Here is a 13,399-nt window from a genome sequence, read left to right as displayed (position 1 = left end):
CGGAACGAATGGGTCACCATTGCCGCCTGCGGTGCCGGGGCATACCCGGAAAGTTATCCCGGCGTAATAATTCGGGCCGCACCGCCCCAGGCCCACCGCACGGACCGCCGGCGGGACCACCGACCTCGGCCCACCCGTCACCGAGGACCCCCACGCCCGGGGCGCAGCCCGCCTCCCCTGCTCGGCTGCGCCCCGTCATGTCCGACGACGCAGCGCAGCACCACCGGACCGACGCAGTCGGCGCCACGCTCCCCCCGCCACCTTGGCATCGCACGAAGGAGTAACCAGCACATGGAACGCAAGCAGCCCGGCCGACCGCTCGGTCGCCGTCTTTCCCGAAGAGCTCTGACCGCGGTGAGCCTGCTTGCCCTGACGGCGGCCGCGCTGACCGGGTGCGCCAGCGGCAAGGCCAAAGGCGGCGACACGGGGCAGGCGACGGCGTCGGCCGGCGGCGGATCGGCGTCCGGCACGAAGAGCAACGGCAAGAACTCCATCTACGTCATCGGCGGCAAGCCCGACGACCCGTTCTGGTCCGCGATCAAGCGAGGCGGCGAGGACGCGGCGAAGCTCGTGAGCGCAGGCGGCGGGAAGGTGACCTTCCTGGGCCCGCAGAACTACGACAACCTCGGCCCGGACGCCGCCAAACTGACACTCACCGCTCTGTCGCAGAACCCGTCGGCGATCCTCGTGCCCGACTGGGTGCCCGAGAACCAGGACTCCGCGATCAAGCAGGCCATCGCCAAGGGCGTCAAGGTGTTCATCTACAACTCGGGCGGTGTCGACGCCGCCAAGAAGACCGGCGCCATCAAGTACATCGGATCGGACGACTACGAGGCGGGCAAGGCGGGCGGCGCCAAGTTCGCCGACGAGGGCGCCAAGAACATCCTGTGCGTCAACACCGTGCCCGGCTCGGCCAACCAGGAAGCCCGCTGCAAGGGCATCAAGGACGGCGCCGAGAGCAAGGGCGCCAAGTCCAAGCAACTGCCCCTGCCCTCCTCCAACTTCGGCAACCCGTCCGCCGTCACCCAGGCGATCAAGGGCGCGTTGCTGAAGGACAGCAGCATCGACGCACTGGTGACGATCGGCGTCCAGGACGCGGACAGCGCCGCGGCCGCCATCGAGCAGGCCAAGGTCGGGGACAAGGTGAAGCTGGGCACCTTCGACCTCTCGCAGAGCCAGCTCGACCGGATCAAGAACGGCAAGCAGCTGTTCGCCATCGACCAACAGCCGTACCTGCAGGGCTTCTACGCCGTGTCGATCGCCAACCAGTACCTGTCCTACGGCGTGCTCCCGCCGCAGAACCCGCTTCTGACCGGCCCGCTCCTTGTCACCCAGGACAACGTCGCGGCAGCGATCTCGGGCACCAAGGCCGGTGTTCGCTGACCCACCCTCAGGTGCCGGGCCCGACCCGGGTCCGGCACCTCTCCTCGAGCCCGTGCCCCTCCTTGAGGCCTTGCCTCGCACCGCATCCGGATCCATGAAGGTGACACCACTCCGATGACAACCTCACTTCCCGACACGACGGCCGGGACGAAGCCCGCCGCCGCACCCCCGAAGCAGTCCGAGAGCTCGCTGGGCCAGCTGCGACATCGTCCCGAGGTCGGTGCGCTCATCGGAACGATCAGCGTCTTCGTCTTCTTCGCGATCTTCGGTGGTGAGAAGTTCCTCGCCCCGGCGGGCGCGGCGAGCTGGCTGAACATCGCCTCCGAGCTCGGCATCATTGCCATCCCGGTCGGGCTGCTGATGATCGCCGGTGAACTCGACGTGTCCGTCGGGTCGGTGCTGGCCGGCAGCTCGATGACGCTGGCCATCGTCTCCGGCCACTGGGGCGCCCCGATGATCGTCGGCATTGTGTGTGCGCTCGGGCTCGGGCTGCTGACCGGCCTGCTCAACGGCATCCTCGTCACCCGCACCAACGTGCACTCCCTGGTCGTCACACTGGCCACACTGTCCGGCCTGGCCGGTCTCACTCTCGGTCTGTCCCGCGTCACCACCGGCACCACGAGCGTCGCCGTCAGCCCCGACCCGCTGTCGAAGGCCCTGTTCGGGAAGCTGATCGCCGGCCAGTTCGAGGTCGCGATCTTCTGGTGGCTGGGCCTGGCAGTGCTGGTCACCGTGGTGCTGCAGATGATGAAGTACGGCAACTGGATCTTCGCGATCGGCGGCGACAAGGAGAGCGCCCGCGCCACCGGCATCCCGGTCAACAAGGTGAAGATCGCCCTGTACATGGCCAGCGGCTTCGGCGCCGCCCTGGTCGGCGTGATCCAGACCATCCTCTACAACGGTGCCCAGGTCGCCAACGGTCAGTCCTTCGTCTTCAACTCCATCATCGCCGTCGTCATCGGCGGCGTCCTGCTCACCGGCGGCTACGGCTCCGTGGTCGGCGTCGTGCTGGGCACGTTGACGTTCGCCATCGTCAACCAGGGCATCTACTACACCGGTTGGAACTCCGACTGGGCCAGCCTGATCCTCGGCATCCTCATCCTCGCCGCGGTCCTGATGAACAACACCTTCCGCCGCCTCGCCCTGTCCTACAAGCCCCGCTCCGCGAAGAAGGCCTGACCATGACCGCACCCCTCCTGCGCCTGGACGGTATCAGCAAGTCCTTCCTCGGCACCAATGCCCTCACGGACATCTCCCTGGAGGTGAACGCCGGGAGCGTGCTGTGCCTGCTCGGTGACAACGGCGCCGGCAAGTCCACCCTCATCAAGATCCTCGCCGGGTTCCACAAGCCCACTACCGGCACCATCGAGGTCAACGGTGAGCCGGTCGTCTTCGACAGCCCCCGCGACGCCAGCGCGCGTGGCATCGCCACCGTGCACCAGTTCGGCGGCACCTTTCCGCTCATGGGCGTCGGCCGCTGCTTCTTCGTCGGTGCCGAACCCACCAAGGGATTCGGCCCGTTCAAACTGTTCGACAAGAAGCTCGCCGGTGACATCGCCGTACGCGAGATGCAGTCCCTCGGCATCACCCGCGTCACCGACGGCAACCGCCTGGTGGGCAGCCTCTCCGGCGGCGAGCGCCAGGCCCTGGCCATCGCACGGGCCGTCTACTTCGGCGCCAACGTCCTCATCCTCGACGAACCCACCGCCGCACTCGGCGTCAAGGAGGCCGCGCACGTCCTGCGGATCGTCATGCAGGCCCGCGCCAAGGGCGTCGCGGTCATCCTCGTCACCCACAACGTCCGCCACGCCATGATGGTCGGCGACCACTTCGCCGTCCTCATCCGCGGCCAGAAGGCCGACGACTTCCGCAAGGGCGAACGCACCCGTGAGGAGATCACCGACCTGATGGCCGGCGGCGAGGCCATGGCCGACCTGGAAGCCGAACTGGCCCAGCTGCAGGCCGACGCCTGATCACGCGCCAGGCGTCGTCGCGGTCTTCCGTGCGGACAGCCGCCCAGGGCAGAGCACCCTGGGCGGCTTCGTCGCGCGCATAGTCGTGGCATGGAGTGGGGCGATGGCTCAACAACGTGGCTGACCGCAGGGTGTTCGCCGTCGTCGAATCCACAGGTGCCGGCGAAGAGTCGAGGCTGGTTCACGGCGTTGGGGCGCTGACAGCAGGGGTGCGAAGACAGGGAATGAGACCGCGGCGGTACAGGCGACGTCCCCCGGACGGAAACCGATGAGGCGGGACGGTGAGCACCTCGCGGCTATTGATCGTGGATTCCGAGGGACGCGTGAGCCACCCGGAGCTGAGTGGCGGGCGCCGAGGACGCACCCCCCAAGCTCCGATCACCCCTGTAGCAAAGCATCGGCCGTCCGCTCCCAGGAGCCGACGGCCGAGCAGTGTTCGTTCCTGTCAGGCGACCTTCATGCGACGCCGCCCGTGGAACGCAGGCTGGGGCCTTATGTCCGTGGCGACGATACGGCCCGAGTCGATGACCGGCTTTATCTGCCGGTAGTCGGCGTCGTATCGGCGCAGGAAGCCGACTTGAACCAGGCGGCGGCCGTGGCCCGCTCGGCCTCGACGATGCGCAGACCCATGGCTCACGGTTCGTCCGCCTCGACGAAGGCCGCTCCGGCTCCGGTTTGCACCATCCAGATGTGGGAGTGTCAACTTAACGGCCCTGTCTCACATTCGGTGGTAACGGAGCGTCGTGACGCGTCGTTGACTTCGCGTGAGGGATGTCAACGAGCTTGTCGAGATGGTGTTTTCGGGCCTGTGCCCGCTGGTCATAGACGACGTGGTCGATGAGGGTGAGCGGATCGTGGTGCGGGCGCGGACGCCGCAGGACATGGCGCCGTGTCCGGTGTGCGGGGTGTCGTCGGGGCGGGTGCACGGCTACCACTGGCGGACTGTGGCTGATGTGCCGGTCGACGGGAGGCGGGTGGTGGTCCGTGTGCGGGTGCGGCGTCTGGTGTGCCCCACGCGCGGCTGCCGACATACCTTCCGCGAGCAGGTGCCCGGAGTGCTCGACCGATACCAGCGGCGCACCACTCGTCTGACCAGGCAAGTCAAGGCCGTGGTCAAGGAGTTAGCGGGCCGGGCGGGGGCACGTTTGCTGGCTATACTCGCGGCGGGCGTCTCGCGTCATACGGCTCTGCGTACCCTGCTGCGCATCCCGCTGCCCGCAGCGCGGACGCCCCACGTGATCGGCGTCGACGACTTCGCTCTGCGCCGGCGCCACCGCTATGCCACCGTGATCATCGACGCCGAGACCCACGAGCGGATCGCCGTGCTGGCCGACCGCACGGCCGACACCCTGGAAGCGTGGCTGCGCGAACATCCGGGCGTCGAGGTCGTGTGCCGTGACGGCTCGGCGACCTACGCCGAGGCCATCCGCCGCGCTTTGCCCCGTGCGACGCAGGAACCGGTGCTTGGCGGCCTGGCTCAGCCGGGCACGTGGGCCGCACTCGGCCTTGACTGCGAAGATCGCCTCCCGGACCTCCTTCGTGATGCTGCGGTGCCCGCCGCGTCGCCGTGTCCAGCGCCCGTCCGCACAGGCCAGCAGAAGACTGTCGCCCGCCAGTCCCGACAGACGTACCAGCGTCCGGTAGCTGAGGTGCTGCAGACCGCACCGGACCGCCTCCGGACGGGGCATTGCCTCTATCTCCGCAGCCTTCGCGTACCGACGCTGAGTCAACGTCGTGCGGTCCGGGTCGTAGGCCGGCCGGGGCTCACCCGGCAGGGCCCGGGCCGGGTGGCCCTCCCGGAACCCCGTCTCAGCCTCCAGCACATGCGCGGCCCGCAGCCGTGCCCGCTCTAACTGGTCCTTGGTCAGGTCGGCCAGTGTCCTCGGCTGCCGGGCGACCGGCGGCGGGCGCCCCGACTCGACTCTCGGAAGAAGCCGCAGGTCAGCATGGTTGATGAGCCAGCGGAACGAGCGGGTCTCCGCGCGGCCGTCGTCATCCACGAGGACGAGCCGGCCGCGTTGGCCGTGGACGTCGTCAACCGTCCACTCGACGCCATTGAGCGCGACCCGCCTGCCCGGCGCGATCTGTAAGAACCCCCTCGCTGCCATCACGCCGCCCAGATCAGTGAGCTGTCGCGCAAGGGACTGCCCAGGTCAACACCGAGCTCGCGCTGCCAGAGCAGCCGGACGATGTTCGCCCTGCCCACAGAAGGCACGCTGGTCGCGTCCGCCAGCTCGGCGAACGTCATCACCCGCCCCTGCCGCCCGCCGAAAGCGGTGAGCAGTTGGTCGCGCATGCCGAGCAGGTCCCTCGTCGGCCGCCGGCGCGAAGACAGGTGATCAAGGACGCTCCAGACGTGCGGGCGCCAGCCCGCGACCACCGAATACTGCCAGCCGCAGGCGGCCGCCACTTCCCTGGCCGCCGCGAACTTCAGCGCGTCCTCTTCCTTGATCAGCTCCATCGGGCGGACGTCCAGCAACCACATCCCACCGCCGATCACGGCCAGGAAGTCCGGGATGTGCCAGGCCTGCCCACTCGCATGCTCGAAGTCCAGCCGGAACGGCTGCGACAGCACCTCCGATGCCCTCAAGAAGTCCAGCGCGACCAGCAGGCGCATCTCCTCCAACGACTCGAAGCCATGCTTCCGGCCCGTCGAGGCCATCACCTCCAGGCCGGGGCGATGCCGCTGCTTCGCTCGCCACGTGAACCCCCGCATCGGCCGGGACGACAGCACCGGTATGTGAGCCATATCCCGGATCGGCCAGCAGACCTTGCCGTCGCCCACCTGCCATGTCGAGCTCCACCGACGTACCCAGTCATCCCCGAGCCTCAGCCGATCCCGCAGCCCGGCGTCCCCGTCGTACGCCATCGCAAACTGGCCCAGATGACTTGAATCCGACGGGATCTTCGCAATCGTCGCCTCGCCCACTCACCCAGGGCAACACCACTCGTCCGGCAACGGGGCGCTTCTTCGGTACTGACCGCAACACAGCGTTACCGGACCAAGACATGCCAACTAGCACTCTCCATGTGCCAACTAAAAATCTCGGTCACACCGGGCGCCGTGCCCCGAAGAGCAGAGATTGTATAAACGTGCATAGGCACGTATAGTCATGCCATCCAAGAGGAGGGTGGACATGGCGGTACGTGCGGCAGTGGCCGGAGCGAGCGGGTATGCGGGCGGCGAGGCGCTGCGCCTGCTCCTCGCGCACCCCGAGGTCGAGATCGGCGTCCTGACCGGCAACTCCAACGCCGGGCAGAAGCTGGGCGCGCTCCAGCCGCACCTGCTGCCGCTGGCCGACCGGGTCCTGGCCGAGACCACCCCCGAGGTCCTCGCCGGACACGACGTCGTCTTCCTCGCCCTCCCGCACGGCCAGTCCGCCGCCGTCGCCGAGCAGCTCGGCCCGGACGTCCTCGTCGTCGACATGGGCGCCGACTTCCGGCTGAAGGACCCGGCCGACTGGGAGAAGTTCTACGGCTCCCCGCACGCCGGGACCTGGCCCTACGGCCTCCCCGAACTGCCGGGCGGCCGCGCCGCGCTGGAGGGGTCCAAGCGCATCGCGGTCCCCGGCTGCTACCCGACCGCCGTCTCCCTCGCCCTGTTCCCGGCGTACGCCGCCGGGCTCGCCGAGGCCGAGGCCGTGGTCGTCGCCGCCTCCGGCACCTCCGGCGCGGGCAAGGCGCCCAAGCCGCACCTGCTGGGCAGCGAGGTCATGGGCTCGATGTCGCCGTACGGCGTCGGCGGCGGCCACCGGCACACGCCCGAGATGATCCAGAACCTCAGCGCGGCGGCGGGGGAGCGGGTCACCGTCTCCTTCACGCCGACCCTCGCACCGATGCCCCGGGGCATCCTGGCCACGTGCAGCGCCTCCGCCAAGGAGGGCGTCACCGCCGAGTCCCTTCGCGCCGCCTACGAGAAGGCCTTCGCCGACGAGCCCTTCGTCCACCTGCTGCCCGAGGGCCAGTGGCCCGCCACGGCGTCCGTTCACGGTTCCAACGCCGTTCAGGTGCAGGTCGCGTACGACGAGGCCGCGGGCCGCATCATCGCGATCAGCGCCATCGACAACCTGACCAAGGGCACCGCGGGCGGCGCCGTCCAGAGCATGAACATCGCCCTCGGGTTCCCCGAGGAGCTCGGTCTTTCCACGATCGGAGTCGCACCGTGAGTGTCACGGCAGCCAAGGGATTCACGGCGGCGGGCATCGTCGCCGGGATCAAGGAGAACGGCAACCCGGACCTGGCCCTCGTGGTCAACACCGGGCCCCGTCGCGCCGCCGCGGGCGTCTTCACCTCCAACCGCGTCAAGGCCGCGCCGGTGCTGTGGTCGGAGCAGGTTCTCAAGAGCGGCCGGCTGTCCGCCGTGATCCTCAACTCCGGCGGCGCCAACGCCTGTACGGGGCCGAAGGGCTTCCAGGACACCCACGCGACCGCCGAGAAGGTCGCGGACGTGCTCGGCGTGGGCGCGGGCGAGGTCGCCGTCTGCTCCACCGGCCTCATCGGCGTCCTGCTCCCGATGGACAAGCTGCTCCCCGGCGTGGAGACGGCCGTCGGTCAGCTGTCCGAGCACGGCGGCGAGAAGGCCGCCATCGCCATCAAGACCACCGACACCGTCCACAAGACCTCCGTCGTGACGAAGGACGGCTGGACCGTCGGCGGCATGGCCAAGGGCGCCGGCATGCTCGCCCCGGGCCTCGCCACCATGCTCGTCGTCCTCACCACCGACGCCGACCTCGACAGTGACGCGTTGGACAAGGCCCTGCGCGCCGCCACCAAGGTCACCTTCGACCGCGTCGACTCCGACGGCTGCATGTCCACCAACGACACCGTGCTGCTGCTCGCCTCCGGGGCATCCGAAGTCACCCCGGAGTACGCGGAGTTCGCCGAGGCCGTACGGGCCGTCTGCGACGACCTGGGCCAGCAGCTGATCCGCGACGCCGAGGGCGCCAGCAAGGACATCAAGGTCGAGGTGATCAACGCCGCGACCGAGGACGACGCCGTCGAGGTGGGCCGCTCCATCGCCCGCAACAACCTCCTCAAGTGCGCCATCCACGGCGAGGACCCCAACTGGGGCCGCGTGCTCTCCGCCATCGGCACCACGAGCGCCGCCTTCGAGCCCGACCGGCTCAACGTCGCCATCAACGGCGTCTGGGTCTGCAAGAACGGCGGTGTCGGCGAGGACCGCGACAAGGTCGACATGCGCTACCGCGAGGTGCACATCGTCGCCGACCTCGCGGCCGGCTCCGAGACCGCCACCATCTGGACCAACGACCTCACCGCCGACTACGTCCACGAGAACAGCGCCTACTCCTCATGAGCAATGTGACCCGGAAACACACCGCGCTCCCCAAGGCCCAGATCCTCATCGAGGCGCTGCCCTGGCTGGTCCGCCACAACGGCAGGACCGTCGTCATCAAGTTCGGCGGCAACGCCATGGTCGACGAGGAGCTGAAGGCCGCGTTCGCGCAGGACGTCGTGTTCCTGCACCACGCCGGCCTCAAGCCCGTCGTCGTGCACGGCGGCGGCCCGCAGATCAGCGCCGCCCTCGACCAGCACGGCATCGTCAGCGAGTTCAAGGCCGGCCTGCGTGTCACCACCGAGGACGCCATGGACGTCGTACGGATGGTGCTCGCCGGGCAGGTGCAGCGCGAGCTGGTCGGGCTGCTCAACCAGCACGGACCGCTCGCCGTCGGCCTCACCGGCGAGGACGCGCACACCATCACCGCCACCAAGCACCAGCCCGAGATCGACGGCGAGTTGGTCGACATCGGGCGGGTGGGCGAGATCACCTCGATCGACACGGGCGCGATCGAGGCCCTGCTCGCCGACGGCCGCATCCCGGTCGTCTCCTCGATCGCCCGCTCCCAGGACGACGGACATGTCTACAACGTCAATGCTGATACGGCGGCTGCGGCACTCGCTGCGGCACTGGGCGCCGAAACCCTCATGGTCCTCACGGACGTCGAGGGCCTCTACGAGGACTGGCCGAACAGCGACGAGGTGATCAGCCGCCTCACCGCTTCCCAACTGGAGAAACTGCTGCCGGAGTTGAGCTCCGGCATGGTCCCGAAGATGCAGGGCTGTCTGCACGCCGTACGCAACGGCGTCACCACCGCCCGTGTCATCGACGGGCGGGTCCAGCACTCGATCCTGCTGGAGATCTTCACCGACGAGGGCATCGGCACGATGGTCGTGCCCGACGCGCAAGAGGGGGATGCGGAATGACCGACACCGCGACGAACGCAGCGCTGAGCCAGCGGTGGCAGAGCTCGCTCATGAACAACTACGGCACCCCGAGGCTCCCGCTCGTCCGCGGTGAAGGCCTCAAGGTCTGGGACACCGAGGGCAAGCAGTACCTCGACTTCGTCGGCGGCATCGCGACCAACGCCCTCGGCCACGCCCACCCGGCGATCGTCGAGGCCGTGAGCAAGCAGATCGCCTCCCTCGGCCACATCTCCAACTTCTTCATGGCCGAGCCCACCGTCGCCCTCGCCGAACGGCTTCTCCGGCACTTCGGCCGGGACGGCAGGGTCTTCTTCTGCAACTCCGGCGCCGAGGCCAACGAGGCCGCCTTCAAGATCGGCCGGCTGACCGGGCGGACCCACATGGTCGCCACCCAGGGCGGCTTCCACGGGCGGACCATGGGCGCCCTCGCGCTCACCGGCCAGCCCGCCAAGCAGAGCCCCTTCCTGCCGATGCCCGGCGACGTCACGCACGTGCCGTACGGCGACGCGCAGGCGCTGGCCGCCGCGGTCACCGAGGAGACGGCGCTCGTCGTCATCGAGCCGATCCAGGGCGAGAACGGCGTCGTCGTCCCGCCCGCCGGCTACCTGAAGGCGGCTCGGGCGATCACGGCCGCCACCGGCACTCTCCTGGTCCTCGACGAGGTGCAGACCGGAATCGGCCGTACCGGGCACTGGTTCGAGTACCAGGCCCACGAGGGTGTGCTGCCGGACGTCGTCACCCTCGCCAAGCAGCTCGGCGGAGGGCTGCCGCTCGGCGCGACGGTCGCCTTCGGGCGGGCCGCAGAACTCCTCCAGCCCGGCCAGCACGGGACGACCTTCGGCGGCAACCCCGTCGCCTGCGCCGCCGGGCTCGCCGTCCTCGACACCATCGAGAACGAGGGGCTGCTGGAGAACGTCAAGCGGCAGAGCGAGAAGCTGCGGGACGGAATCGAGGGGCTGGGCCACCCGTTGATCGATTATGTCCGGGGCGCGGGCCTGCTCCTGGGTATCGTGCTCACCGAGCCGCTCGCGCCCCAGGTGCAGCAGGCGGCTCAGGAGGCCGGATTCCTCGTGAACGCGCCCGCCCCCGACGTCGTCCGGCTGATGCCGCCGCTGAATCTCGGCGACGACGAGGTGGACGCCTTCCTCGGGGTGCTGCCGGGCCTCCTCGACGCAAGTCACGGGGACGGACGATCCGGAGAATGAGACGACGATGAGCCAGGCGCAGGACCACGAGCAGCCGGGGGCGAACGGGCCCGCCGTGCCGCAGACGCGCACCGCCCGCCACCGCCGGATCGTGGACATTCTCAACCGGCAACCGGTGCGTTCCCAGAGCCAGTTGGCGAAGCTGCTCGCCGACGACGGGCTGAGCGTCACCCAGGCGACGCTCTCCCGCGACCTGGACGAGCTGAACGCGGTGAAGATCCGCAACACCGACGGCGACCTGATCTATGCGGTGCCGAGCGAGGGCGGTTTCCGCACCCCGCGCGCACCGCTGGGCGAGTCGGCGAAGGAGGAGCGGATGCGGCGGTTGTCGCAGGAGCTGCTGATCTCCGCCGAGGCTTCCGCCAACCTCGTGGTTCTGCGCACCCCGCCGGGTGCGGCCCAGTTCCTCGCCTCGGCGATCGACCAGGCCGAGTTGCACGACATCCTCGGGACGATCGCCGGTGACGACACGCTGCTGCTGATCAGCCGGGAGCCGACGGGGGGTCAGGCCTTGGCCGATCACTTGCTGCGGCTGGCTCAGAACGGCCACTGAGGGGGGCGGATGGCCGTCGCACGCCGTCTGCGGGTGCGTGGGGGCTGATCGCGCCCGCGGGGCGGAGCCGCACATGTCACTGCCTCGCGCCCCTCAGGCTGCACAGCTGAGGGGCGCTCCGTGTGCCTGCGATCAGCCCAACCGGCGCGCCAGGCCCCCAGTGCACCGCACTTCGTCGCCCGCCGTGATCAGCAACGCCTCCACGTCCGGCAACGACTCCAGCCAGGCCAGCGCCTCCCGCGACCCCATCGCGAACGCCGCCGTCGCCCAGCAGTCCGCCCAGGTCAGGCTGGGCGCGACGACCGTCACGGCGACCAGGTCCGTCACCGCGGAGCGGCCCGTGCGCGGGTCGATGATGTGGGCGCCGCGCTCGACCGTCCCGGAGGTGGCGACGGCCAGCTCGTCGGCGCCGGCCGCGGAGACGACCGCCGCCAGCCCACCCGGCCGCAGCGGATCGGACACCCCGACCCGCCACGGCCGCTCCGGCCCGGGCACGCCCAGCAGCTGCACATCGCCGCCGCCGTTGACGCTCACCCCGCTCACGCCCACCTCGGCGATGAGACGAGCCGCCCGCTCGGCGGCCCACCCCTTGACGATCCCGGTCGGGTCGAGCCGGCCCTGGTAGCGCATGCTGAACCAGCCGTCGCTCGTCCGCTCCGCCTCGGCGCCCAGCTCCAGCACCTCGGCCACCTCGGCGTCGCACTCCTCGACGGTCAGCTCGCCACGCGTCAGCCGGGAGACCTGGCTGTCCTCGCGGTAGGTACTGAACACCTCGTCGACCCGGTGCAGCGAGGCGACCGCCTCGCGAACAGCCGCCTGCACCGCCGCGGGTTCCCCGCCGCGGACGTCGAAGGAGAAGACCGTCCCCATGACCTCCTCCGCGTGACGCACCGCGGCGGGAGCCTGTGCCGACTCGGCCACCGCGTCAGCCACCGGCCTGGTCCAGCGCCGACTGCAGGGACTTCTTGTAGCCCGCGCTGGTGTACGTGGCCCCGGAGACCGCGTCGATGTCGGCGTTGCCGGCGGCGGCCGCCGCCTGGTTGAGCTTGGGTATCGCGTTGCCGTTGATCTGGTCGCTCTGGCCGCCCTTGGGCTGCTGCACGGCCTCGGCCTTGGTGATCTTCCCGTTGGCGACGGTGATCCGGACCTGCACCGGCCCGTACTGCGTGTCCGCCGTCTCACCGGTGAAGGTGCCGGAGGCCTGGGCGCTCCCGGAACCCTGCGAGCCCGACTCCTGCGACCCCGCGTCCTGCGACCCCGACTCCTGCGACCCCGACCCCTGCGACCCCGACCCCTGCGATCCCGCGCTCGCGTTCGCCTTGTCGATCGCGGACTGGAGGGACTGCTTGTAGCCGGCGCTGGTGTAGGTCGCTCCGGAGACCGCGTCGATGTTCGGACTCTGCGCGGTGACCACGGCCTGGTTGAGCTTGGGCACGGAGTTGGCGGTGATCTGGTCGCTCTGGCCGCCCTTGGGGGCCTGGACGGTCTCCGCCTTGGTGATCTTGTTGCTGGCGACGGTGATCCGGACCTGCACGGCCCCGTACTGCGTGTCCGCCGCGTCACCGGTGAAGGTGCCGGAGACCTGGGCGGCGCCACCGGAACCCTGCGAACCCGCGCTCGCCTGCGCCTTGTCGAGCGCCGACTGCAGGGACTTCTTGTAGCCGTCGCTGGTGTACGTGGCCCCGGAGACCGCGTCGATGTCGGCGCTGCCGGCGGCGACCGCCGCCTGGTTGAGCTTGGGTATCGCGTTGGCGTTGATCTGGTCGCTCTGGCCGCCCTTGGGCTGCTGCACGGCCTCGGCCTGGGTGATCTTCCCGTTGGCCATGGTCAGCCGGACCTGCACCGGCCCGTACTGCGTCTGGACCGCGTCACCGGTGACGGCGCCGTTGCCCGCGGCGGCCTGGGCGCCGCCCTGGACCGAGGACTGCGGGGGCAGTCCGGCTGCCGAGGAGGCCGGGTCGTCCGCCGGCTTCAGCGACAGCAGCAGCACGATCCCGGACACAGTGGCGGCACTGGCGATCACAATGCGCCGCATGGGGTGGCTTTTCTTCATCGCTCCTGAT

At 69.7% G+C, this 13,399-nt stretch carries 12 protein-coding genes and 2 pseudogenes; 10 read left to right on the top strand and 4 right to left on the bottom strand.

Annotated features, from left to right (window positions below; genetic code table 11):
• Positions 1-354 precede the first annotated feature (354 nt).
• The 3 genes from IE263_RS15655 (at position 355) to IE263_RS15645 (ending at position 3,356) form a co-directional block, all read left to right on the top strand.
• On the top strand, positions 355-1,383 hold the full coding sequence (locus IE263_RS15655; protein WP_229911002.1) for a sugar ABC transporter substrate-binding protein: 1,029 nt from the start codon (positions 355-357) through the stop codon (positions 1,381-1,383).
• 114 nt (positions 1,384-1,497) lie between these two features.
• Positions 1,498-2,562, top strand: coding sequence for an ABC transporter permease (locus tag IE263_RS15650; protein ID WP_189936698.1), 1,065 nt, complete (start codon positions 1,498-1,500; stop codon positions 2,560-2,562).
• A gap of 2 nt (positions 2,563-2,564) precedes the next feature.
• Positions 2,565-3,356 carry an ATP-binding cassette domain-containing protein gene (locus tag IE263_RS15645; protein WP_189936696.1) on the top strand — a complete coding sequence of 264 codons (792 nt, stop codon included), beginning with the start codon at positions 2,565-2,567 and terminating at the stop codon, positions 3,354-3,356.
• A 508-nt stretch (positions 3,357-3,864) separates the two neighbouring features.
• On the opposite strand, the pseudogene IE263_RS48545 reads toward IE263_RS15645, so the two are convergent.
• A pseudogene (locus IE263_RS48545) lies at positions 3,865-3,980 on the bottom strand (inositol 2-dehydrogenase); the annotation flags it as partial.
• Between the two features lie 167 nt (positions 3,981-4,147).
• Between IE263_RS48545 and IE263_RS15640 the strand changes: the two are divergent.
• Together IE263_RS15640 and IE263_RS15635 are read left to right on the top strand one after the other, a co-directional pair.
• A pseudogene (locus IE263_RS15640) lies at positions 4,148-4,810 on the top strand (ISL3 family transposase); the annotation flags it as partial.
• Positions 4,811-5,302: 492 nt separating this feature from the next.
• A complete protein-coding gene (locus tag IE263_RS15635) occupies positions 5,303-5,446 on the top strand; it encodes a hypothetical protein (protein WP_189936694.1) in 144 nt (47 codons plus the stop codon).
• Between the two features lie 17 nt (positions 5,447-5,463).
• Here the strand turns inward: IE263_RS15635 and IE263_RS15630 are convergent, their stop codons facing one another.
• Positions 5,464-6,285, bottom strand: coding sequence for a TnsA-like heteromeric transposase endonuclease subunit (locus tag IE263_RS15630; protein ID WP_229911001.1), 822 nt, complete (start codon positions 6,283-6,285; stop codon positions 5,464-5,466).
• Between the two features lie 208 nt (positions 6,286-6,493).
• On the opposite strand from IE263_RS15630, the gene argC reads away from it, so the two are divergent.
• Genes argC through IE263_RS15605 form a run of 5 tightly spaced genes read left to right on the top strand, consistent with a single transcriptional unit; the run spans position 6,494 to position 11,336 of the window.
• The gene (gene argC, locus IE263_RS15625; RefSeq protein WP_189936692.1) at positions 6,494-7,522 is read left to right on the top strand and encodes an N-acetyl-gamma-glutamyl-phosphate reductase; all 1,029 of its coding nucleotides are present in this window, start codon (positions 6,494-6,496) and stop codon (positions 7,520-7,522) included.
• Complete coding sequence (argJ, locus tag IE263_RS15620; protein WP_189936690.1) at positions 7,519-8,670, top strand: bifunctional glutamate N-acetyltransferase/amino-acid acetyltransferase ArgJ; 1,152 nt, start codon at positions 7,519-7,521, stop codon at positions 8,668-8,670. Before argC ends, argJ begins: the two co-directional genes overlap by 4 nt.
• Positions 8,667-9,578 carry an acetylglutamate kinase gene (gene argB, locus IE263_RS15615; RefSeq protein ID WP_189936688.1) on the top strand — a complete coding sequence of 304 codons (912 nt, stop codon included), beginning with the start codon at positions 8,667-8,669 and terminating at the stop codon, positions 9,576-9,578. Before argJ ends, argB begins: the two co-directional genes overlap by 4 nt.
• A complete protein-coding gene (locus IE263_RS15610) occupies positions 9,575-10,783 on the top strand; it encodes an acetylornithine transaminase (RefSeq protein WP_189936687.1) in 1,209 nt (402 codons plus the stop codon). The genes argB and IE263_RS15610 overlap by 4 nt, the downstream gene beginning before the upstream one ends.
• A 7-nt stretch (positions 10,784-10,790) precedes the next feature.
• Entirely contained in the window at positions 10,791-11,336 is a 546-nt protein-coding gene (locus IE263_RS15605; protein ID WP_189936685.1) for an arginine repressor, read from the top strand.
• Between the two features lie 132 nt (positions 11,337-11,468).
• Here IE263_RS15605 and IE263_RS15600 read toward each other — a convergent pair whose 3' ends face one another.
• Together IE263_RS15600 and IE263_RS15595 are read right to left on the bottom strand one after the other, a co-directional pair.
• Positions 11,469-12,206 carry an FAD:protein FMN transferase gene (locus IE263_RS15600; RefSeq protein ID WP_373311992.1) on the bottom strand — a complete coding sequence of 246 codons (738 nt, stop codon included), beginning with the start codon at positions 12,204-12,206 and terminating at the stop codon, positions 11,469-11,471.
• Positions 12,207-12,261: 55 nt separating this feature from the next.
• Complete coding sequence (locus IE263_RS15595) at positions 12,262-13,371, bottom strand: FMN-binding protein (protein WP_308430619.1); 1,110 nt, start codon at positions 13,369-13,371, stop codon at positions 12,262-12,264.
• Positions 13,372-13,399: the final 28 nt, after the last annotated feature.

The sequence above is a fragment of the Streptomyces aurantiogriseus genome (assembly GCF_014649375.1).
In the GTDB taxonomy this organism is placed as follows: domain Bacteria; phylum Actinomycetota; class Actinomycetes; order Streptomycetales; family Streptomycetaceae; genus Streptomyces; species Streptomyces aurantiogriseus.
The sequence above is the reverse complement of the archived record's forward strand: the minus strand, read 5'-3'. Positions and strand labels throughout refer to the sequence as shown.

What these genes read in the sequence shown, in the direction of transcription:
- IE263_RS15650 (WP_189936698.1), top strand. Translation starts at nt 1,498, where the DNA reads ATGACAACCTCACTTCCCGACACGACGGCCGGGACGAAGCCCGCCGCC.
- IE263_RS15645 (WP_189936696.1), top strand. Translation starts at nt 2,565, where the DNA reads ATGACCGCACCCCTCCTGCGCCTGGACGGTATCAGCAAGTCCTTCCTC.
- IE263_RS15635 (WP_189936694.1), top strand. Translation starts at nt 5,303, where the DNA reads ATGGTTGATGAGCCAGCGGAACGAGCGGGTCTCCGCGCGGCCGTCGTC.
- argC (WP_189936692.1), top strand. Translation starts at nt 6,494, where the DNA reads ATGGCGGTACGTGCGGCAGTGGCCGGAGCGAGCGGGTATGCGGGCGGC.
- argB (WP_189936688.1), top strand. Translation starts at nt 8,667, where the DNA reads ATGAGCAATGTGACCCGGAAACACACCGCGCTCCCCAAGGCCCAGATC.
- IE263_RS15610 (WP_189936687.1), top strand. Translation starts at nt 9,575, where the DNA reads ATGACCGACACCGCGACGAACGCAGCGCTGAGCCAGCGGTGGCAGAGC.
- IE263_RS15605 (WP_189936685.1), top strand. Translation starts at nt 10,791, where the DNA reads ATGAGCCAGGCGCAGGACCACGAGCAGCCGGGGGCGAACGGGCCCGCC.
- IE263_RS15600 (WP_373311992.1), bottom strand. Translation starts at nt 12,206, where the DNA reads ATGGGGACGGTCTTCTCCTTCGACGTCCGCGGCGGGGAACCCGCGGCG.
- IE263_RS15595 (WP_308430619.1), bottom strand. Translation starts at nt 13,371, where the DNA reads ATGCGGCGCATTGTGATCGCCAGTGCCGCCACTGTGTCCGGGATCGTG.